Annotated in this window: 21 protein-coding genes; 7 read left to right on the top strand and 14 right to left on the bottom strand. The window is 72.7% G+C overall.

All coding sequences use genetic code 11. From position 1 onward, the window contains the following. Positions 1-68 precede the first annotated feature (68 nt). Positions 69-767 carry an O-methyltransferase gene (locus tag LN251_RS19485; protein ID WP_458246755.1) on the top strand — a complete coding sequence of 233 codons (699 nt, stop codon included), beginning with the start codon at positions 69-71 and terminating at the stop codon, positions 765-767. Positions 768-872: 105 nt separating this feature from the next. On the opposite strand, the gene LN251_RS19480 is transcribed toward LN251_RS19485, so the two are convergent. Continuing rightward, positions 873-1,040: a DUF3117 domain-containing protein gene (locus LN251_RS19480; RefSeq protein WP_003966491.1), complete on the bottom strand. Its 168-nt coding sequence runs from the start codon at positions 1,038-1,040 to the stop codon at positions 873-875. A gap of 383 nt (positions 1,041-1,423) precedes the next feature. On the opposite strand from LN251_RS19480, the gene chcB reads away from it, so the two are divergent. After that, positions 1,424-2,227 carry a 2-cyclohexenylcarbonyl CoA isomerase gene (gene chcB, locus LN251_RS19475; RefSeq protein WP_458245529.1) on the top strand — a complete coding sequence of 268 codons (804 nt, stop codon included), beginning with the start codon at positions 1,424-1,426 and terminating at the stop codon, positions 2,225-2,227. A gap of 15 nt (positions 2,228-2,242) precedes the next feature. Here the strand turns inward: chcB and LN251_RS19470 are convergent, their stop codons facing one another. Further along, positions 2,243-2,821 carry a DNA-3-methyladenine glycosylase I gene (locus LN251_RS19470; protein WP_383677691.1) on the bottom strand — a complete coding sequence of 193 codons (579 nt, stop codon included), beginning with the start codon at positions 2,819-2,821 and terminating at the stop codon, positions 2,243-2,245. Further along, the gene (locus tag LN251_RS19465; protein ID WP_058928193.1) at positions 2,818-3,186 is read right to left on the bottom strand and encodes a DivIVA domain-containing protein; all 369 of its coding nucleotides are present in this window, start codon (positions 3,184-3,186) and stop codon (positions 2,818-2,820) included. The genes LN251_RS19470 and LN251_RS19465 overlap by 4 nt, the downstream gene beginning before the upstream one ends. A 145-nt stretch (positions 3,187-3,331) precedes the next feature. On the opposite strand from LN251_RS19465, the gene folP reads away from it, so the two are divergent. Beyond that, positions 3,332-4,192: a dihydropteroate synthase gene (folP, locus tag LN251_RS19460; protein ID WP_458245528.1), complete on the top strand. Its 861-nt coding sequence runs from the start codon at positions 3,332-3,334 to the stop codon at positions 4,190-4,192. 31 nt (positions 4,193-4,223) lie between these two features. On the opposite strand, the gene LN251_RS19455 is transcribed toward folP, so the two are convergent. Further along, positions 4,224-4,982 (bottom strand): LOG family protein, encoded by a 759-nt coding sequence (locus LN251_RS19455; protein ID WP_458245527.1) that lies wholly within the window; start codon positions 4,980-4,982, stop codon positions 4,224-4,226. A 68-nt stretch (positions 4,983-5,050) separates the two neighbouring features. Then, complete coding sequence (gene dapE / locus LN251_RS19450) at positions 5,051-6,130, bottom strand: succinyl-diaminopimelate desuccinylase (protein WP_458245526.1); 1,080 nt, start codon at positions 6,128-6,130, stop codon at positions 5,051-5,053. 85 nt (positions 6,131-6,215) lie between these two features. On the opposite strand from dapE, the gene LN251_RS19445 reads away from it, so the two are divergent. Further along, complete coding sequence (locus LN251_RS19445) at positions 6,216-7,187, top strand: heavy metal transporter (protein WP_458245525.1); 972 nt, start codon at positions 6,216-6,218, stop codon at positions 7,185-7,187. Positions 7,188-7,472: 285 nt separating this feature from the next. After that, a complete protein-coding gene (locus LN251_RS19440; RefSeq protein WP_458245524.1) occupies positions 7,473-7,925 on the top strand; it encodes an ATP-binding protein in 453 nt (150 codons plus the stop codon). Positions 7,926-8,046: 121 nt separating this feature from the next. On the opposite strand, the gene LN251_RS19435 is transcribed toward LN251_RS19440, so the two are convergent. Further along, the gene (locus tag LN251_RS19435) at positions 8,047-9,141 is read right to left on the bottom strand and encodes a bifunctional succinyldiaminopimelate transaminase/glutamate-prephenate aminotransferase (RefSeq protein ID WP_458245523.1); all 1,095 of its coding nucleotides are present in this window, start codon (positions 9,139-9,141) and stop codon (positions 8,047-8,049) included. 116 nt (positions 9,142-9,257) lie between these two features. Further along, positions 9,258-9,575, bottom strand: coding sequence for a ferredoxin (gene fdxA / locus LN251_RS19430; RefSeq protein ID WP_004926152.1), 318 nt, complete (start codon positions 9,573-9,575; stop codon positions 9,258-9,260). Between the two features lie 140 nt (positions 9,576-9,715). Between fdxA and LN251_RS19425 the strand changes: the two genes are divergently transcribed. After that, positions 9,716-10,723: a GNAT family N-acetyltransferase gene (locus LN251_RS19425; RefSeq protein ID WP_458245522.1), complete on the top strand. Its 1,008-nt coding sequence runs from the start codon at positions 9,716-9,718 to the stop codon at positions 10,721-10,723. Positions 10,724-10,753: 30 nt separating this feature from the next. Then, the gene (locus LN251_RS19420; RefSeq protein ID WP_458245521.1) at positions 10,754-11,605 is read left to right on the top strand and encodes a transglutaminase family protein; all 852 of its coding nucleotides are present in this window, start codon (positions 10,754-10,756) and stop codon (positions 11,603-11,605) included. Positions 11,606-11,834: 229 nt separating this feature from the next. On the opposite strand, the gene LN251_RS19415 is transcribed toward LN251_RS19420, so the two are convergent. The 7 genes from LN251_RS19415 to mshB all read right to left on the bottom strand — a co-directional run bounded on the left by LN251_RS19415 (position 11,835) and on the right by mshB (position 19,162). After that, entirely contained in the window at positions 11,835-12,449 is a 615-nt protein-coding gene (locus LN251_RS19415) for a response regulator transcription factor (RefSeq protein ID WP_362991685.1), read from the bottom strand. Further along, positions 12,446-13,636 carry a sensor histidine kinase gene (locus LN251_RS19410; protein ID WP_458246754.1) on the bottom strand — a complete coding sequence of 397 codons (1,191 nt, stop codon included), beginning with the start codon at positions 13,634-13,636 and terminating at the stop codon, positions 12,446-12,448. The genes LN251_RS19415 and LN251_RS19410 overlap by 4 nt, the downstream gene beginning before the upstream one ends. Before the next feature lie 5 nt (positions 13,637-13,641). Then, positions 13,642-14,373, bottom strand: coding sequence for an ABC transporter permease (locus LN251_RS19405; protein ID WP_458245520.1), 732 nt, complete (start codon positions 14,371-14,373; stop codon positions 13,642-13,644). After that, complete coding sequence (locus LN251_RS19400; protein ID WP_458245519.1) at positions 14,370-15,323, bottom strand: ABC transporter ATP-binding protein; 954 nt, start codon at positions 15,321-15,323, stop codon at positions 14,370-14,372. The genes LN251_RS19405 and LN251_RS19400 overlap by 4 nt, the downstream gene beginning before the upstream one ends. A 128-nt stretch (positions 15,324-15,451) precedes the next feature. Continuing rightward, positions 15,452-17,734 (bottom strand): hypothetical protein, encoded by a 2,283-nt coding sequence (locus tag LN251_RS19395; RefSeq protein ID WP_458245518.1) that lies wholly within the window; start codon positions 17,732-17,734, stop codon positions 15,452-15,454. 154 nt (positions 17,735-17,888) lie between these two features. Continuing rightward, positions 17,889-18,299, bottom strand: a complete 411-nt coding sequence (locus LN251_RS19390; protein WP_458245517.1) for a DUF6113 family protein — start codon at positions 18,297-18,299, stop codon at positions 17,889-17,891. Continuing rightward, complete coding sequence (gene mshB, locus LN251_RS19385) at positions 18,296-19,162, bottom strand: N-acetyl-1-D-myo-inositol-2-amino-2-deoxy-alpha-D-glucopyranoside deacetylase (RefSeq protein WP_458245516.1); 867 nt, start codon at positions 19,160-19,162, stop codon at positions 18,296-18,298. Before mshB ends, LN251_RS19390 begins: the two co-directional genes overlap by 4 nt. Between the last annotated feature and the right edge of the window lie 4 nt (positions 19,163-19,166).

The raw sequence follows: 19,166 nt of genomic DNA, 5'->3' as shown, positions 1-19,166 counted from the left end.
CCCGTCCGTCGTCGTGATCCAACTGTGTCCCCCCGCGGTCGTCCACACCCTTCTAAACGCCCGGTCCCATCAGCGGGTTCCCGGGCCCAACGGATACAGTCACGCCGAGGCAACCACGGGGACAGGAGAGGGTCATTACCGGCAACCGGCAGACGAGCTGGGCGTTCGCCGACGCCTACGTCGCCGAGGACGAAGTCCTGCGCTGGGCCCGGGACCGGGCCCGCGAGGCGGGGCTGCGCTCGGTGTCGCCCGGCACGGGCGCCGCGCTGCGGTTGCTGGCGGCCTCGGTGGACGCCAAGGCGGTGGCCGAGATCGGCACCGGCACCGGCGTCTCCGGTATCCACCTCCTGCACGGCATGCGCCCGGACGGCGTGCTGACCACGGTCGATCCGGAGCCCGAGCACCAGCAGTTCGCCCGTCAGGCCTTCCGTGCCTCCGGGTTCGCCAGCAACCGCGCCCGCTTCATCCCGGGCCGCGCCCTGGACGTCCTGCCCCGCCTCGCGGACGCCGGCTACGACCTCGTCTTCTGCGACGGCGACCGGCAGGAGGTCATGGACTACCTCGCTGAATCGTTGCGCCTGCTCCGTCCGGGCGGTCTGGTGGTCTTCGAGGGCGTCTTCGCCAACGGACGCACGGTCGACTCGGGCCCGCAGCCGACCGAGGTGCTGCGGCTGCGGGAACTGCTTCGGGCGGTGCGCGAGAGCCAGGAACTGGTGCCGTCGCTGATCCCGGTGGGCGACGGCCTGCTGTGCGCGGTCAAGCGCTGACCTGCCGCGCGACGGCACGTGGGGAACGTACGCATCCCCGGGAAAACAGCAACCCCGGCATCGTTTGGATGCCGGGGCAGCTGAAAGGGTATCGTCGCTTCCGCGTCAGCCGACGACCTTCTTGAGGGCGTCGCCGAGCGCGTCGGCCTCGTCAGGGGTCAGCTCGACGACGAGCCGACCGCCGCCTTCGAGCGGAACGCGCATGACGATGCCCCGCCCCTCCTTGGTCACCTCGAGCGGGCCATCACCCGTTCGCGGCTTCATGGCCGCCATGCTCGTTCCCCTTCCTGAAACCAGCTCATCGTCAAAGCCGACGGCCCTGGAGGGCACGCGCGGTCCAGGCGTGGGACTTGGACACGCGACACCGGCATCGAACACATTGCTTCCAAGCCATTATCCCGCATCTCAGGACCCGATGACCAACATCGGTCGGCATCGCTTGGGCAACGCGCGCGAGCAAAACCACCCAATTCGGCGATGTGACTGCGATACTGCGCGACCCCGCGGGTATCCGTCGCCCAAAAACCCAGCAGAATTCTTTGACGCAGGTCACACGTCCGTTCCGGTCGTGCGGCGGTGATCTCCGCCATGCTGTCCTGTGGACAAGGGCGTACCGGCCGGTACGCCCGCAGCCGCGACTGCGGAGGGGACACACCATGGCCGACACCGTGCTCTACGAGGTGAGCGCCGGACTCGCGACGATCACGCTGAACCGCCCCGAGGCGATGAACGCGCTGAACATCGCGACGAAGGTCGCGCTGCGGGAGGCGGTCCGGGAGGCGGCCGGTGACGACGCCGTACGGGCGGTGCTGCTGACCGCCGCCGGAGAGCGGGCGTTCTGCGTCGGACAGGACCTCAAGGAGCACATCGGGCTGCTGGCGTCGGACCGGGAGACGGGATCGTCTCACACGATGAGCACGGTCAAGGAGCACTACAACCCGATCGTGCGGGCCCTGGTGGAGATGCCGAAGCCGGTGGTGGCGGGCGTCAACGGCGTCGCCGCGGGAGCGGGCTTCGGGCTGGCGCTCGCCGCGGACTACCGGGTCGTCGCCGACACCGCCGCCTTCAACACGTCCTTCGCCGGGGTGGCGCTGACCGCCGACTCCGGGATCTCCTGGACGCTGCCGCGGGTCGTCGGGCCCGGCCGCGCCGCCGACCTGCTGCTCTTCCCGCGCAGCATCACCGCGCAGGAGGCGCACGACCTCGGGATCGTGAACCGTCTGGTGCCGGCCGGCGAGTTCCGCGCCGAGACCGAGAAGGCGGCGCGGGCCCTGGCCGAGGGGCCGACGGTGGCGTACGGGGCGATCAAGGAGTCCCTGGCCTACGCGCTGTCCCACTCCCTCCAGGAGAGCCTGGAGAAGGAGGACGAGCTGCAGACCCGGGCCGGGTCGTCCGAGGACCACGTCATCGCGGTGCAGGCGTTCGTCAACAAGGAGAAGCCGAAGTACCTGGGCCGCTGAGCCCGGCCGGCGCCGTCACGCGAGGCGTGCGACGCACGCCTCCAAGTGGTCGTCGACCAGGCCGCACGCCTGCATCAGGGCGTACGCCGTGGTCGGGCCCACGAAGCGCAGGCCCTTCTTCTTCAGGGCCTTGGACAGGGCCGTCGACTCCGGGGTGACGGCCTGGACGTCCGCGAGCGTCCTCGGTGCCGGTCCGGGCTCGGGGGCGTGGGACCAGATGAGGTCGTCCAGGTCGCCCGGCGCCCACTCGGCAAGCACCCGCGCGTTCGACAGGGTCGCGTCGATCTTCGCGGCGTTGCGGATGATGCCGGGGTCGGTGAGCAGCCGGGCGCGGTCGGACTCGGTGAAGGCGGCGACCTTGCCGATCCTGAAGTCGGCGAAGGCGGCGCGGAAGCCGGGGCGGCGGCGCAGGATGGTGATCCAGGACAGGCCGGACTGGAAGGCCTCCAGGCTGAGGCGTTCGAAGAGGGCGTCGTCGCCGTGGACCGGGCGGCCCCACTCCTCGTCGTGGTAGGCCACGTAGTCCTCGGTGGACAGGGCCCAGGGGCAGCGCAGCGCGCCGTCCGGGCCGGCGATGGCGGCGCCGTCGGTCACCGCTGCTCCCCCTGGCCGTCGGCCGGCTTCTCCATGGAGACGTGCGGGGCGTGGGCCGCCGCCCGGGCGCCCGCCAGGGCCGACTCCAGGTCGGCGATGCGGGCGTCGCGCTCGGAGAGTTCGGCGGCGAGCCGGTTGAGGGCGTCGTCGACGTCCGCCATGCGGTAGCCGCGGGCGGCGAGGGGGAAGCGGAGTGCGTCGATGTCCGCCCGGCCCACCGGGCGGTCCAGCGGCAGTGGGTCCCGCAGCCGGTCCGGGGCCACCTCGGGCAACGGACCCTCGCCCTCGCCGCCGCCCACCACGGCCAGGGTGACCGCGGCGACCACGACGGCGAGAGCGACGACCAGGAACAAGAACATAACCATCGCGGTGGTCCCCACGCTCGGTGTCAGGAAGCTCGACGAAGCCTCGTGTGTCAGGGTCCGATCGTGCCATGCGAGTCTGACAGTTAGGGTCGCAGACGGCCGAAAGGCCAGGACACCCAGGTCGTACTACGAGAGGTCACAGCGGATGCTCAGGCTGGGCGGGCGTGAGTTCGGGGCGCACGAGCCGGTGATCATGGCGATCGTGAACCGGACGCCGGACTCCTTCTACGACCAGGGGGCGACGTTCCTCGACGAGCCCGCCCTCGCGCGCGTGGAGCACGCGGTGGCCGAGGGGGCCGCCATCGTCGACATCGGGGGCGTGAAGGCCGGGCCGGGCGAGGAGGTGACCGCCGAGGAGGAGGCGCGGCGGACCGTCGGGTTCGTGGCGGAGGTGCGGCGGCGCTTCCCGGACGTCGTGATCAGCGTCGACACCTGGCGCGCCGAGGTCGGCGAGGCCGTGTGCGAGGCGGGGGCGGACCTGCTGAACGACGCGTGGGGCGGGGTGGACCCGGGGCTCGCGGAGGTGGCGGCGCGCCACGGGGTGGGGCTGGTGTGCACGCACGCGGGGGGCGCGCAGCCCCGCACGCGGCCGCACCGGGTGACGTACGACGACGTCATGGCGGACATCCTGCGGGTGACGCTGAAGCTCGCGGAGCGGGCGGTGGCGTTGGGAGTGCCGCGGGAGTCCGTGCTGATCGATCCCGGGCACGACTTCGGGAAGAACACGCGGCACAGCCTGGAGGCGACGCGGCGGCTGGGCGAGATGGTCGACAGGGGGTGGCCCGTGCTCGTCTCGCTGTCCAACAAGGACTTCGTGGGCGAGACGCTGGACAAGCCGGTGAAGGAGCGGGTGGTGGGCACGCTGGCCACCACCGCGGTCTCCGCGTGGCTCGGGGCACAGGTGTACCGGGTGCACGAGGTCGCGGAGACCCGTCAGGTGCTGGACATGGTGGCGTCGATCGCGGGGCACCGCCCGCCCGCGGTGGCCCGGCGGGGGCTGGCGTAGCCCCCGCACACCACCGTCGGCCCGGCGCCCTCTAGCGGCCCGCCTCCTTCGACACCAGGGCCACGGCCTCCTCGACCTCGTCCGTCACGTGGAAGAGGAGCAGGTCCGCCGCGGAGGCCTTGCCCTGGGCGATCAGCGTGTTCTTCAGCCAGTCGACGAGGCCGCCCCAGTAGTCGGTGCCGAACAGGACGATGGGGAAGCGGGTGACCTTCTGGGTCTGCACGAGGGTGAGGGCCTCGAAGAGTTCGTCGAGGGTGCCGAGGCCGCCGGGCAGGACGACGAAGCCCTGCGCGTACTTGACGAACATCATCTTCCGGACGAAGAAGTAGCGGAAGTTCAGTCCGATGTCGACGTAGGGGTTGAGGCCCTGCTCGAAGGGGAGCTCGATGCCGAGCCCCACCGAGACGCCGCCCGCCTCGCAGGCGCCCTTGTTGGCCGCCTCCATGGCGCCCGGGCCGCCGCCGGTGATGACGGCCCAGCCGGCCTCGACGAGCGCGCTGCCCAGCCGCACCCCGGCCTCGTACTCGGGCGAGTCGACGGCGGTGCGGGCCGAGCCGAAGACACTGATCGCGGGCGGGAGTTCGGCCAGGGTGCCGAAGCCCTCGATGAACTCCGACTGGATGCGCAGCACACGCCAGGGGTCGGTGTGCACCCAGTCCGTGGGCGCGCGCTCGTCCAGCAGCCGCTGGTCGGTCGTGCTGGCCGTCACCTGACCTCGCCTGCGGAGGACCGGGCCCAGGCGCTGCTCGTCCGGTGGCACCTTCTTGCCCTCGGGGTTCCCGGTAGGCATACGCGCTCCCTCCACTTGCGGGTGTTTCCACCTCAGCGTAGGTCTACGCGGGTTACGGAGGAGGGACCTCAGCGTGTCAGCCAGTTGCGCAGGCGCTCCTCACCGGCGAGGATCTTGGCGATTTCCACCCGTTCGTCCCGCTTGTGCGCCAAATGCGGGTTTCCGGGGCCGTAGTTGACCGCGGGGACGCCGAGCGCGGAGAAACGGCTGACGTCCGTCCAGCCGTACTTCGGCATCGGGGTGCCGCCGACCGCCTCGATGAACGCCGCCGCCGCGGGGTGGGAGAGGCCGGGCAGGGCGCCGGGGCTGTGGTCGTCGATCACGAACTCCTCGACCCCGCAGTCCGCGAAGACCTCGCGGACGTGCGCGATCGCCTCCTCCCCGGTGCGGTCGGGCGCGTAGCGGAAGTTCACGGTCACGACGCACTCGTCGGGGATGACGTTGCCCGCCACGCCGCCCGAGATGCCCACCGCGTTCAGGCCCTCGCGGTACTCCAGACCGTCGATCACCGGGTGACGCGGCGCGTACGCGGCGAGCTTCGCGAGGATCGGCGCCGCCGCGTGGATCGCGTTGGAGCCCATCCAGCCGCGCGCGGAGTGGGCGCGCTCGCCCCTGGTCCTCAGCAGTACCCGCAGGGTGCCCTGGCAGCCGCCCTCGACCTGGCCGTCCGACGGCTCCAGCAGCACCGCGAAGTCGCCCTCCAGCCACTCGGGGTGCGCCTCGGCGACGTGCCGGAGGCCGTTGAGCTCGGCCTGGACCTCCTCGTTGTCGTAGAAGACGAAGGTCAGGTCGCGGTTGGGGGCCGGGACCGTGGCCGCGATGCGCAGCTGGACCGCCACCCCGGACTTCATGTCGCAGGTGCCGCAGCCCCACAGGACGCCGTCCTCGTCGAGCCGCGAGGGCACGTTGTCCGCGATGGGGACCGTGTCGATGTGGCCGGCGAGGATCACCCGCTCCGGGCGCCCCAGGTCCGTCCTGGCCACGACGTTGTTGCCGTGGCGGTCGACCGTGAGGTGCGGCAGGGCGCGCAGGGCGGCCTCGATCGCGTCGGCGAGAGGCTTCTCGGTGCCGCTCTCGGAGGGGAAGTCGACGAGCTGGGCGGTGAGCTCGGCGGCGTTCGAGTTGAGGTCAAGTGGGCTGTCGGCCATGGCCTCGACCCTAACCCGCCGGGCTCCGGCCCACTGTCGCGTACCGGACGCCGGGGGCGCGACCGCCTCGGCTACCTTGTACGGCGTGCCGGAGCCGTCATCCACCGTCAAGCGCCGTGGCCGCCTCCTGCGAATCGGGGCGGCACTCGTGGTCCTGCTCGCCCTCGCGGGCTACCTCGTCGTGCAGTACGTCACCGGAGGCCACGGGCCGGGCTGCAAGGTGGTCTCGGGCAGACAGGACGGCGAGCAGTACGAGTTCACGCCGGAGCAGGCGGTGAACGCCGCGACGATCGCCGCCGTGGGCACCGGGCGCGGCATGCCCGAGCGGGCGGTGGCCATCGCGCTGGCGACCTCCATCCAGGAGTCGGGGCTGCGCAACATCGAGCACGGCGACCGGGACTCGCTCGGGCTCTTCCAGCAGCGCCCCTCGCAGGGCTGGGGCACGCAGAAGCAGATCCTGGACCCGACGTACGCGGCGAACATCTTCTACGAGCACCTCGCCAAGGTGCCGGACTACACGAAGCTGCCGCTGACGGTGGCCGCGCAGCGGGTGCAGCGCAGCGGCTTCCCGGAGGCGTACGCCAAGCACGAGCCGGACGCCGCGCTGCTCGCCGCCGCTCTGACCGGGTCATCGCCGGCCACGCTGACCTGCCAGGGCCGCGTGGACGCCACGACGGTGCGAGCGGCCGGCCCGGACGCGGTGCGGGCCGCTCTCGTACGGGACTTCGGCCGCGACGTCCTGCAGCCGGCCGGCGCCGAGGTGGGCGGCGGCACGTCGGCGTCCTCGCCGGCTCCGGGGGCGGGCGCGCGGACGGTCACACTGCCCGTGGACGCCGGCACCAGCCCCGCCAAGGGGCGCTCGGCCGACCGGCGCGGCTGGCAGCTGGCGCACTGGGCCGTGGCCAACGCCACCGCCCTGCACATCGAACGCGTCTCGTTCGGCGGGCGGGAGTGGGTCGCCGGGAACACCGACAGCCAGTGGCGCACGACCGGTGCGCAGGGCGGCCACGGACCGGAAAAGGACACGGAAGCCGTCCGAATCGTCACTGGGCAGTAGTGCGGGGATTCACCCTGGCGAGTTAGCCGGAGCCGTTCGGCCCGGTGCTCTGCGCAGGTTTTCGCGCTGTCACCCTCGCAACTGCAAAAACCGTTGGGAACAAAGGGCGGGAAGGATTCGGCACACTTTCGGACCGCGGCATCTTTGCCCGGTTTTATCCGCAGCCGATAATGCGACACATTGCCAACTCTTTGCGTTGGTGCTCCGCAACCTTCGCGGGCTTCGAGCGGTAGTCACTGCGTCCGAGCCCGGACGATCAACACCCAGTCGATCAACAGGAGCATCATGTCCCTCCCCCTGACCCGTCGGATCGCCCGTGCCGCGCTGCTCGTCGCAGCGGGAGCGGCTGCCGGGGTAGGTGCGGCCGGCTCCGCGAGCGCGGCCACCGAACTGCCCGCCACCCCCGGCCTCGGCGGGCTGACCGCCCTGGACGGCGCGAACGTCGGCAGCACCACCGACGGGGCGACCCAGCACGTCACCGGGCTCGCGGGCGACGCGGGCGGCAAGGCGGTCAAGCAGGCGGTGCCCGCTGCCGGCAAGACCGGCGGAGAGGCCGTGAAGAAGGCGACGCCCACCGCGCAGAAGACCGCGCGCCAGGCCGCGGGGGCGGCCGGGGGCCTGCTCGGCGACACGGCCAAGACGGCGACCAAGGGCGGGCTGCCGACCGACTCGGTGGCCAAGGGCGGCGGCCTGCCGTCGGCCCACACGCTGCCGCTGAAGGGACTGCCGGTCGGCTGACGGCACCGCGCCTGCGGAAGGGGCTCAGGGTGATTCCCTGGGCCCCTTCTCGTCGTGTGCCGACCGCAGGCCGGTGGGGGCTGGGCGCGCAGTTCCCCGCGCCGCCCCTGGGGGCGTCACCTCAGGCCAGTCGTTCGACGGCCGCCCGTACGCGCTCGTCCGTCGCCGTCAGCGCCACGCGGACGAACGTCTCGCCCGCGGTGCCGTAGAAGTCGCCGGGGGCCACCAGGATGCCCAGCTCGGCCAGGTGGGCCACGGTCCGCCAGCAGGACTCGTCCCGGGTGGCCCACAGGTAGAGGCTGGCCTCGCTGTGCTCGATGCGGAAGCCGTGGCCGAGGAGCGCCGCGCGCAGGGTCGTGCGGCGGGCCGCGTACCGCTCCCGCTGCTCACGCACGTGCGTGTCGTCGCCGAGGGCCGCCACCACGGCCGCCTGCGTGGGAGCCGACGTCATCATGCCGCCGTGCTTGCGGATCTCCAGCAGCGGGGCGAGGACCTGCGGGTCGCCGGCCAGGAAGGCGGCGCGGTAGCCCGCGAGATTCGAGCGCTTGGACAGGGAGTGGACGGCGACGATGCCGTCGTAGGAGCCGCCGTTGACGTCCGGGTGCAGGACCGAGACCGGGTCGGCCTCCCAGCCCAGTTCGAGGTAGCACTCGTCGGAGAAGACGAGGACGCCGTGCTCGCGGGCCCAGGCGACGATCCGGGTCAGGTCCGCCTTGGAGAGGACCTTGCCGGTCGGGTTGGACGGCGAGTTGAGCCACAGCAGTTTCAGGCCCCGAGGGTCCAGCTCCGTCGGGTCGTCGTAGACCTCGTACGCGGCGCGGGCGAGGCGGGCGCCGACCTCGTAGGTGGGGTAGGCCAGGCGCGGGAAGGCGACCTTGTCGCCCGGGCCGAGGCCCAGCTGAGTGGGCAGCCAGGCGACCAGTTCCTTGGAGCCGACGATCGGCAGCACGTGCCGGTGGGTGACCTCGCGGGCGCCCAGCCGGCGCTCGACCCAGCCGGTGATCGCGTCGCGCAGCGCCGGGGTGCCCCACACGGTGGGATAGCCCGGGGAGTCCGCCGCGTCGATCAGGGCCTTCTGGATCAGGTCGGGCACCGGGTCCACCGGGGTGCCGACGGAGAGGTCGACGATGCCGTCGGGGTGCGCGGCGGCCGTCTTCTTGTACGGCTCCAGCTTGTCCCAGGGGAAGGTGGGGAGGCGGTCGGAGACTGCGGACACGGGACCAACGCTCGCTTTCGGGTCGTACGGCAAACGCCTCGGTCCCGCACGGCGATCGGGGGTGATCAGGCCGTACGGGACCGAGGCGGCAGAGACGCTGTGGGCTCGCCGCCCTGTCAGGCCTGCGGCGGCAGCGCGGCGATGAAGGGGTGGTCGCGCTCGATCAGGCCCAGCTTGCTTGCGCCGCCCGGGGAGCCGAGCTCGTCGAAGAACTCGACGTTCGCCTTGTAGTAGTCCTTCCACTCCTCCGGAGTGTCGTCCTCGTAGAAGATCGCCTCGACCGGGCATACCGGCTCACAGGCACCACAGTCGACGCATTCGTCCGGGTGGATGTACAAGGACCGCTGGCCCTCGTAGATGCAGTCGACCGGGCACTCCTCGATGCACGCCTTGTCCTTGACGTCGACACAAGGCTGCGCGATGACGTAGGTCACGCTGTCGTTCCTCCTCGATAGGGCGCTGGCGGGCCTCCTCAGGCTCCGCCGCCTGGCGCGCGGGAGCGCGGCGTCGTCGATGCCCGCCCCTAGTATCTCCGTTCCGGGGCAAGATCCGAACAGGAGGGGTGAACTGACCTGTGGAAATCTCGGCCGGCGGACGTCTCGAGGTCCGTATCACCGCTGCTGACGTGGGAAAACGTGTCTCCGTGCGGCGCTTGAGCGATCCTGGGGACACCATCGAGAAGTTCACCGACACGGTCGGTGTTCTCACATCATGGGACGACGGTGTGCTGCTGATCACACGAAAGAGCGGCGAGAGCGTCCGCATCCCGGAATCCTCCCTGGTCGCGGGGAAGGTGGTCCCGGCCGCTCCGGCCCGCCGCCGGGGACCCGCCGCCTCGTACGCGGAACTGGCGCAGGTCGCCGCGCGCGCGTGGCGGCCGGTGGAGAGCGAGCGGCTCGGTGCGTGGGAGCTGCGGGCGGCCGGCGGCTTCACGCGGCGCGCCAACTCCGTGCTGCCGCTCGGCGACCCCGGCGTGCCCCTCGACGAGGCGCTGGCCGCCGTACGACGCTGGTACGGCGAGCGCGGGCTGCCCGCGTACGTCCAGACCGCGACCGGCGGCGAGGGCACCCAGGAGCTGCTCTGCGCCGAGCTGGAGCGGCGCGGGTGGGTGCGTGAGGTGACGGCCGAGCTGTGGACCGGGGCGCTCGCACCGGTCGCCGACCGGGCGGAGGGCGCCGGTGTGGTGCTGTCCCGCCGGGCCGACGAGGCGTGGCTCGCGCGGTACCAGCGCAAGGGAGTGAGCGAGGTGGCGCTGAAGGTGCTCGGCAGCGGCCCCTCGGTGTGGTTCGCGACCGTGCCGGGGGACGGGGCTCCCGCCGCGATCGGGCGGTGCGTCGTGGACGGGCGGTGGGCCTCGTTCGCCGCCGTCGAGGTGGATCCGGCGATGCGGCGCCGGGGTCTCGCGACGACCGTGCTGGCCGCGCTGGCCCGGCGGGCGCTCGACGAGGGCGCCTCGGCCGCCTGGCTGCAGGTCGAGGAGGACAACGCGGGGGCGCGGGCGATGTACGCCGGAATGGGGTTCGCCGCGCACCACGCGTACCACCACTACCGGGAACCGGCCGCCGGCGGCGGTGGCCGGTAACGGATCGCCGTGAGAGGGCACGAGCCTGCTATGCGTCCCCCCAATCCCCCGCCCCCCGAGCGGTCCGCGGAACTGCGGCGGCGGTTCGCCGAAGAGGCGCGCTCCGAGCGGCCCGACCTGTCCACGCTCTGTCTGCTGCTGGGTGCCGAGGCCGACGGGGCGCTGGACGAGGCGGGCATGGACGCGGCGCAGATGGAGCTGGACCGGCTGGCCGGGCAGCTGCCGTTCCGGCCCGGCGGCCCGCTGTCGTGGGCGACGGCACTACGGCATCTGCTGGGCGAGCGGGAGGGCTTTCGCGGCGCGCCGGCCGACTACCAGCGTCTGGAGTCCTCACTGCTGCACGAGGTGCTGCGGCGGCGGCGCGGGCTGCCGATCCTGCTGTCGGTGGTGTGGCTGGAGGTCGCGCGGCGGGCCGGGGCGCCGGTGTACGGGGTGGCGCTGCCGGGGCACTTCGTGGTCGGGTTCGGCCCGCAGGAGCAGCAGGTGCTCGCCGACCCGTTCGACGGGGGGCGGGTGCTGAGCGGCAGCGATGCCGAGCTGCTGGTCGCCGGGGCCACGGGGGCGCCGCTGCATCCGTCGATGCTCACGCCCGCGGACCCGCTGGAGGTGGTCCTGCGGATCCTGAACAACGTCCGTGCGTGGGCCGCGGCCCGGCCCGAGCGGTCGGACGTGGCGCTGTGGGCGGTGGAGCTGTCGCTGCTGCTGCCCTCGCATCCGGCGCGGTTGCGCTACGAGCGGGCGCAACTGCTCGTCCAGCGGGGTGACTTCGTCGAGGGGGCCGTGGAGCTGGAGGAGTACGCGGAGTTGATCGGTGCGGTGGACGAGGGGGCGGCGGAGCGGGTGCGGGGGCAGGCCCGGTCGGCGCGGGCGATGCTGAACTGACGTGCGCGGGGTCGCCGTGGGGGCCGGGGTCTCTGTGCGGGTGCGGGTGGGTTGTGGCTGGTCGCGCAGTTCCCCGCGCCCCTGGGGGGTGCAGCCGGGCCTTCTTCCGTGGCACCCGTACCGCATGTGCCGGTTCGCCGTAGGGGCTTGGGGGGCGGTGCGGGTGCGGGTGGGTTGTGGCTGGTCGCGCAGTTCCCCGCGCCCCTGGGGCGATTCCGGCCCCCGGAGATCAGAGCCAGCCCTTCTCTCTCGCTATCCGGACCGCCTCCGCTCTGTTGCGGACTGCCAGTTTCTGGATTGCCGTGGAGAGGTAGTTGCGGACCGTGCCCTGGGAGAGGTGGAGGGCCGCGGCGAGTTCCGCGTTGGTCGAGCCGTCGGCAGCCGCGCGCAGCACCTCGCGCTCGCGGTCGGTGAGCGGGTTGGCGCCCTCGGCCAGGGCGGCCGCCGCGAGGGTCGGGTCGATGACCCGCTCCCCCGCGAGCACCTTCCGTACCGCCTGCGCCAGTTGGGCGGCGGGCGCGTCCTTGACCAGGAAGGCGTCGGCGCCCGCCTCCATGGCGGTGCGCAGATAGCCGGGGCGGCCGAAGGTGGTGAGGACCACCAGCTTCACCGCCGGAAGGGCCTTGTGGACCTGGGCCGCCGCCTCGATGCCCGTGCAGCCCGGCATCTCGATGTCGAGGAGGGCCACGTCCACCTCGTGCTCGCGCACCGCGGCCAGCACCTCGTCGCCGCGCGCCACCTGGGCGACGACCTCGATGTCGGGCTCCAGCCCGAGCAGCGCGGCCAGGGCCTCGCGGACCATCGACTGGTCCTCGGCGAGCAGCACCTTGATCGTAGGGCTCATGCCCCGGATCCTACGGGCGGCGTGGCGCCCAGAGGGACGCGGGCCACCAGCCGGAAGCCCTTCCTGACACGGCCCGCCTCCAGGGTGCCGCCGACCTTCTGCAGCCGCTCGGTCAGGCCCGTCAGCCCGTTGCCGGGGTCCTTGCCGGAGCCGCCCGAGCCGTTGTCCTCCACGGAGAGTTCGAGCACCGCGCCGTCCAGGGTCTGGCGGCGCAGCAGTTCCACCGTGCAGCGCGCGGCGCCGCTGTGCCGTACGACGTTGGTGACGGCCTCGCGCAGCGCCCAGGCGAGTGCGGACTCGCTCTCCTCCGGTACGTCCGTCAGGTCGGGCTCGGTGGGCACCTCGGCGATGACCCCGGCCGCCTTCAGGGCCACCTGGGCGCCGGCGAGTTCGTCGGACAGGCGGGTGCGCCGGTAGCCGGAGACGGCCGCCCGGACGTCTACGAGGGCCTGCCGGCTGACCTGTTCGATGTCGGCGACCTGCTGGGCCGCCTTGTCGGGGTGGTCGGGGAGCATGCGGCCGGCGAGTTCGCTCTTGAGCGTGATCAGGGAGAGGGAGTGGCCGAGGAGGTCGTGCAGGTCGCGGGCCAGCCGCAGCCGCTCCTCGTTGGCGGCCAGCTGGGCCACCGTGGCGCGTGCCTTGCGCAACTCGATCGTCGTGCGCACCAGTTGCTTCACGCCCATCATCGCGAAGCCGAGCAGCACCACGACCAGGACCAGGCTCCAGTCGTCCTCGCCGAGGCGCAGGCTGACCAGGATCATCGCCAGGGTGTTGGCTCCGACCGCCCAGTACGCGATCCGCTGCGGCAGCGTCGCCCCGCACGCGACGGAGACGTAGACGAAGAGCCCGACCCAGTCGCCGCCCAGGGTGAGGGTCAGGACCACGGCGAGGGTGCCGAGCAGGGCGACGAAGCCGCCGACGGCCCCGCCGGAGAACGGCCGGCCCATGTTCCGGAAGACCAGGGTCAGATAGACGCCGGTGAAGCCGGCCAGGGCCACCCAGCCGGCCACGGTCGCGGCGGTCGTGTGATGGCCGGAGTTCAGGTCCTGCACCGGCGAACCGAGGAAGATCAGCCAGGGCAGGATCCAGACGAGCTTGCGCGTCGCCTCGGCCCGGTTGCGGGGCGGCTGCCCCACCCGGATCGCGTTCTCGGCCCGCAGCTCCTCGGGCAGCCCGTCGTCCGTCATCGCGCTCACGCCTTCAGCGTGTCCTTCCGGTACAGCCAGGCCGCGCCGCCCGCGAAGAGGAAGAAGAAGGCGACGAGGATGGCGATGTCCTGGGCGTGGGGGGCCTGGCTCTGCTCGATGGCCCGTCCGAGGGCAGCGTACGCGTGCGTGGGCAGCCACTTGGCGACGTCCTGCAGCCAGCCCGGGAACGTGGACGAGGGCATCCACAGGCCGCCGAGGATCGACAGGCCGAAGTAGACGATCATCGTGATCGGGCGGACCGCGTCCCCGGAGGCGAGGTAGCCGATGGCGACGCCGAGCGCGGCGAAGACCAGGCTGCCGGCCCAGATGGCGCCGGTGAGGGCGAGCCACTGCCAGGCGTCCAGGCGTACGTCCTTCACGACGGCGGCGACCAGGAAGACCACCACGATGGACGGCAGGCTGATCACGGCCGCGCCGGCGGTCTTGGCGAGAACGTATCCGCGCCCGGGCAGCGTGGTCAGCCGCAGCTGCCGTACCCAGCCGCCCTCCCGTTCCTTGGCGATGCGTTCGCTGTTGCCCATCAGGACGGCGGTCAGGGCGCCGAAGGAGGCCATGGAGACCATGACGTACTTGGCGACGCTCAGGCCGGAGCCGCCGACGTTGCCCGACTGGTTGGAGACGAGCAGGAAGATCACCGACGGGTAGATCACGGAGAAGAACAGGAACCTGCGGTTGCGCAGGGCGCGGGTGAGTTCCAGCTTGATCAGGCTGTTCATGACTGCTTGGCCTCCTCGGCGGCGGTGATGGCGACGAAGGCCTGCTCCAGGCCGAGCCCGGCGACTTCGAGGTTGCGGGGGTAGAGGCCGAGGCCGTAGAGGGCGTGCACGGTCGCGTCGGCGTCGGCGGACTGCAGGCGGACGGTCTGTCCGGAGCCCGCGGCGGAGCCGCTGTTCGACACGGTGAGCGAGGTCAGGAAGGGCAGGTCACGCAGGGGCGCCTCGTCGATGGGGCCCTCCAGGTCGAACGAGACCCGCCGCGCGCCGGCCTTCGCCTTGATCTCGGCGGCGGTGCCGTCCGCGAGGAGCCGTCCCCGGTGCAGGACGAGCACGCGGTCGGCGATCGCGTCGGCCTCCTCCAGGTAGTGGGTGGCGAACAGCACGGTCCGCCCCTGGTCGGCCTGCTCGCGCATGGTGGCCCAGAAGGCCTGGCGGGCGGAGACGTCCATGCCGGTGGTGGGCTCGTCCAGGACGATCAGGTCGCTGTCGCCGGCGGTGGCGAGGGCGAAGCGGACGCGCTGGGCCTGGCCGCCGGAGAGCTTGTTGACCTTGCGGTCGGCGATCTGGGAGATGCCGGCGCGGGCGAGCACGTCGGCCGGCTTGTACGGCCTCGGGTGCAGGTCGCAGCCGAGCCGGACCAGTTCGGCGACGGTCACCTCGTCCATCAGCCCGCCGCTCTGCAGCATGGCGCCCACGCGCCCGGCGACGATGGCCTCTCGGGGGCTGGTGCCGAAGACCTTCACCGAGCCGCTGTCGGCGTTCTTCAGGCCGAGCAGCAGGTCGAGGGTGGTCGACTTCCCGGCCCCGTTCGGGCCGAGCAGGGCCACCGTCTCCCCCGGGTGCAGGGCGAGGGTCAGCCCGTCGACGGCCCGTACGGTCCCGTAGGTCTTGCTCACCTGGTCGAAGCCGACCACCGGGGTGCCGGTGGCCGCTTTCGCTGTCGTCGTCATGTGATCCATCGTGGCCGCGAAGGCCCGGGTCCCGGCAGTGTCGGCGGTCCTGACTGCCGGATGACAGATGTCATACGACGAAAGGGGGCACCCGGCGGATGCCGGGTGCCCCCTTCGCGGGCCTGACGTCAGCTGGGGTTGGTCTGGATGATCCCGACCCGGTTGGTCTTGCTCAGCAGGGCCTGGCGCAGGGCGACATAGACGTCCTGCGGGGTGACGGCCGTCTTCTTGCCGGTGCCGCGGGTGATCAGGACACCGTCGAACTGACCGCCGTAGAGCTGCTTGAGCGCGTTCAGGTCCGGCTTGTCGACGAGCTTGCCGTTGACGGCCTCGACCCTGAGGAACTTCCACAGGGAGTTCTGCGGGCTCAGCGGCAGCGTGACACCCGTGTCCGTCTTGACCGTGACCAGGCCCGACATCGCCGGCTTGGCGAAGGCCTTCATCTCGCGGTCGACCTCGGCGTTCGAGATCGTCGGCTGCTTGGTCGTGGTGACGACCGCGACGGGCTCGGTGGAGTCGGTCTCGACCTGCTTGCGGTACGCCTCCACCACGGCCTGGGCCGACCTGGTGGCGTCGATGCCCTTGCCCGCCTTGCCGTAGACGGGAACGGCCTTGCCGGACTCGAACTTGATCGAGCCCTCGGTCATCGAGCCCGAGCCGCCGGCCACGGACTGCAGGGCGGCGTTCAGCTTCTCCTCGTCGACCGGCATCACCGGGTCGACGACCCGGTGGTTGCCGAAGAGGGAGCCGATGACGGAGACCGGGTTGTAGTCGGCCTGCGCGGCCTGCGCGACCGTGGCCTGCTCGTCGAACTGCAGGCCCGCCTGGTCCGGCTTGAGGGCGACGGTCTTGCCGCCGACGGACAGCTTCAGCGGCTTGTCGACCCGGCCGCCGAAGGTGGCGTCGAGCTTCTTGACGGCGTCGTCGCGGGTGCCGCCGCCGATGTCGACGCCCAGCACGGTGGTGCCCTTGGGGACGTCGGAGTGGTTCATCAGCAGCCCGGCGCCGTATGCGCCGACGCCGACGACCACCACGAGACCGGCCAGGAGGACCAGCTTGTTGCGCCCCTTCTTTTTCTTCGGGGCGGAGGACGCGGACGCCTTCTTCTGGGACGGCTCGGGCAGCTTCGGGGGCGTGTGCGGCCCGGAACCCTCGGGGCGCTCGCCCTGGCCGAACGGCGAGCCCGCACCCGGCACGACCGGGATGCCGCTGGTGACGGTCTGCCCGGAGATGTTGTCGGGGGCCGGGTAGCCCTGCGGGCCGGGCTCGGGAGCCGGCTTCTGCGGGGTGAGGATCGCGGTGTCGTCGCTGAGGCCGCCGCCGGGACCGAGGCCGGCGCCCTGGGGGCCGACGCCGATGCCGGAGCCCGGGCCGAAGGGACCCGCGCCGGTGTCGGGGCCCGGACCGAGGGGGCCGGTGCCCGCGCCCGGGCCCAGCGGGCCGGTGCCGGGGCCGGACGGGCCCGCGAAGCCGGAGGGGCCGGCGCTGATCGGCGGCACCTTCGGGCCGTCGCCGGTCACCGGGCCGCCGGTCGGACCCGCGGGGCCCTGGGGGCCGCCCTGGCCGCCGTAACCCCCCTGACCGTTCTGGCCGTTGTGCCCGTTCTGTCCTCCGTGGTCGCCCTCGGCGAAGTACGGCAGCTCGTCACGGCGCGGCTCGCCGCCGGTGCGCGTGCCGTTGCCGCCGAGCGGTCCCGCGGCCAGTGCCTCGGTCACGTCGAAGGAGCCGGTGCCGCCGCCGTGCCCGGGAGCCACCGGTCCGCCGGTGGCACCGGGGAGTCCGGCGCCGTTCGTCCCGCCGGGCCGTGCGCCCGGGGCGCCGGGCCGGGAGCCGCCGGGCACGCTCATGGAGCCGACCACACCGCCGGGGCGGCCGGCGCCCTGGCGCGGACCGCCGGAAGGCGCGGGCCCGTTCGGCCGTGCACCGCCCGCGGGAGCGCCCGGGGCGCCCGGCAGGGCCGGGGGCGAACCGCCCGGCAGACCTGCGCCGTTGGTGGCGCCGCCGCCCTGACCGCCCTTGGCCGGAGCGGACTTGCGTGGCGCGAACCAGTCGCTCGTCTTGTCGTCGCCCGGCCCGGCCGGCTCGGCGGGGGCCTCGACGACGCCCATGGTCTGGGTCGTCGCCGGCGGGGGCAGCTCGCTCTCGCCGGTCTCTTCGGAGCCGCCCTCGGTCTCGGCCACGGGCGTGCGGACGACGACCGGCGGGATGGGCCGCGACCCGGGGATGTTGATCCGGATCCGGGTCGTCAGCGTGGTCTCGGTCTTGCGCTCCTCCGGCCGCTCGGCCGAACGGGCCGCGTCCGCACTGGCGTCGGAAGCCGTGGGGGTGCCGTACGGGGGCGTCCCCGACGGGTATGCGGCTCCGCCGCGCCCGTTGGGCCCGGAGGACGGAGTGTCAGTTTCACGACTCAAGGCAGGTTCTCCCGGTTGGCTCCGCCGCCCGACACGACCTCACGGGCAGCTCGGCGGCGCGCACCACCATACTGGCCACTTCTGGCCCGTATCCCACGACCGCCGGGGAAACCCACACGGGACTCCCACGCGCGTTCAATGGCGAAGTGGTACGTCACTTGCCAAGTCGGGCGTCACCGCCACCCGGTTGCCGTCCCTGCCCGATGGTGGCGCAGATCACAGCGACGGCCATGCCACCGAGGAGGAAGAGGTACGAGCCGCCTCCCGCGCCGAAAAGGAAGTCGCCCTCGGGCCGGCTGGCCGTGAGCAGGATGACGGCGACGATCCAGCCGGCGGCCGGCGCGACGGCCCCGCCCCGGCCGCGGACGGCCCATCCGCCGCCGAGGCAGAGTCCGGCCTCGCCGGCGAGCGCGAGCAGCAGCCCGGCGGGGAACCAGCCGGCCTGCACGAGCGAACCGGCCGCCCCGACGACCGCGCCGAGCAGGAAGAGGCCGAGGTAGAGCAGGACCCGGCCGGCGGACGGGGGCCGCAGGGGCTGGGCGAGCAGGGAGCCCCGGTCGCTCATGACTCCTCCTTGCCGGGGCCCAGTCCGGCGAACAGGTCGTTCTCCCTGGCCGCCGCGGCCCGCCCGCGCACCAGCTCGTAGTACTCGGTGGTGAACAGGGGCTGCGCGAGTTCGTTGGAGAGGGCGAAGTACGGCGGGGCGACGTCGATCTGCGTGGCGTGCGCGCGCATCGCGGCGGCCTTCGCGGATGCGTACGGGCTGCCGTCGATCTCTGCGGTGACCCGGTCGTCGGCCACCACGCCCGGTACGTCGTCGACGGCGGCGGCCTTGGCGAAGGGCGTGCCGGACAGCTCGCCCGCGAGCCGGGCGAAGGCGTCCTCGGCGACCGACCGGGGCACCCGGTTCCAGTACACCTTGGGGATCTCCCAGCCCTGGGCGGCGGCCAGTTCGGCGGCGCGCATGGCGACGCGGTGGGTCTGGATGTGGTCGGGGTGCCCGTAGCCGCCGTTCTCGTCGTAGGTGACGAGGACCTGGGGGCGCACCTCCAGGATCACCTCGGCGAGCAGGGCGGCGGCCTCGTCGACGTCCGCCTGCCAGAAGCAGCCGGGGTCGTCGTTGTCGGCGATGCCCATCATTCCCGAGTCGCCGTAGCGGCCCGGGCCGCCGAGCAGACGGAAGTCCTCGACGCCCAGCTCGCCCATGGCCGCGGTGAGCTCGGCCAGCCGGTGCTCGCCCAGGGCCGCGCCGGTGAGGTGACGCAGCCCGGGCGGGATGACCTCGCCGCGCTCGCCGAGCGTGCAGGTGACCAGGGTCACCCGGGCACCCTCGGCCGCGTACCTGGCCATGGTCGCGCCGTTGTTGATCGACTCGTCGTCCGGGTGCGCATGCACCAGGAGCAGGCGCCGGGCGGGGGATTCCGTCATGGCC

Source organism: Streptomyces sp. MAI_2237 (assembly GCF_054189285.1).
The sequence above is the reverse complement of the archived record's forward strand: the minus strand, read 5'-3'. Positions and strand labels throughout refer to the sequence as shown.

Bases quoted from the DNA above. Each gene is read 5' to 3' on its own strand.
- LN251_RS19480 (WP_003966491.1), bottom strand. From the start codon at position 1,040: ATGGCGGCCATGAAGCCGCGAACGGGTGATGGCCCGCTCGAGGTGACC.
- chcB (WP_458245529.1), top strand. From the start codon at position 1,424: ATGGCCGACACCGTGCTCTACGAGGTGAGCGCCGGACTCGCGACGATC.
- LN251_RS19465 (WP_058928193.1), bottom strand. From the start codon at position 3,186: ATGGTTATGTTCTTGTTCCTGGTCGTCGCTCTCGCCGTCGTGGTCGCC.
- folP (WP_458245528.1), top strand. From the start codon at position 3,332: ATGCTCAGGCTGGGCGGGCGTGAGTTCGGGGCGCACGAGCCGGTGATC.
- LN251_RS19455 (WP_458245527.1), bottom strand. From the start codon at position 4,982: ATGCCTACCGGGAACCCCGAGGGCAAGAAGGTGCCACCGGACGAGCAG.
- dapE (WP_458245526.1), bottom strand. From the start codon at position 6,130: ATGGCCGACAGCCCACTTGACCTCAACTCGAACGCCGCCGAGCTCACC.
- LN251_RS19440 (WP_458245524.1), top strand. From the start codon at position 7,473: ATGTCCCTCCCCCTGACCCGTCGGATCGCCCGTGCCGCGCTGCTCGTC.
- LN251_RS19420 (WP_458245521.1), top strand. From the start codon at position 10,754: ATGCGTCCCCCCAATCCCCCGCCCCCCGAGCGGTCCGCGGAACTGCGG.
- LN251_RS19415 (WP_362991685.1), bottom strand. From the start codon at position 12,449: ATGAGCCCTACGATCAAGGTGCTGCTCGCCGAGGACCAGTCGATGGTC.
- LN251_RS19410 (WP_458246754.1), bottom strand. From the start codon at position 13,636: ATGACGGACGACGGGCTGCCCGAGGAGCTGCGGGCCGAGAACGCGATC.
- LN251_RS19405 (WP_458245520.1), bottom strand. From the start codon at position 14,373: ATGAACAGCCTGATCAAGCTGGAACTCACCCGCGCCCTGCGCAACCGC.
- LN251_RS19400 (WP_458245519.1), bottom strand. From the start codon at position 15,323: ATGACGACGACAGCGAAAGCGGCCACCGGCACCCCGGTGGTCGGCTTC.
- LN251_RS19390 (WP_458245517.1), bottom strand. From the start codon at position 18,299: ATGAGCGACCGGGGCTCCCTGCTCGCCCAGCCCCTGCGGCCCCCGTCC.
- mshB (WP_458245516.1), bottom strand. From the start codon at position 19,162: ATGACGGAATCCCCCGCCCGGCGCCTGCTCCTGGTGCATGCGCACCCG.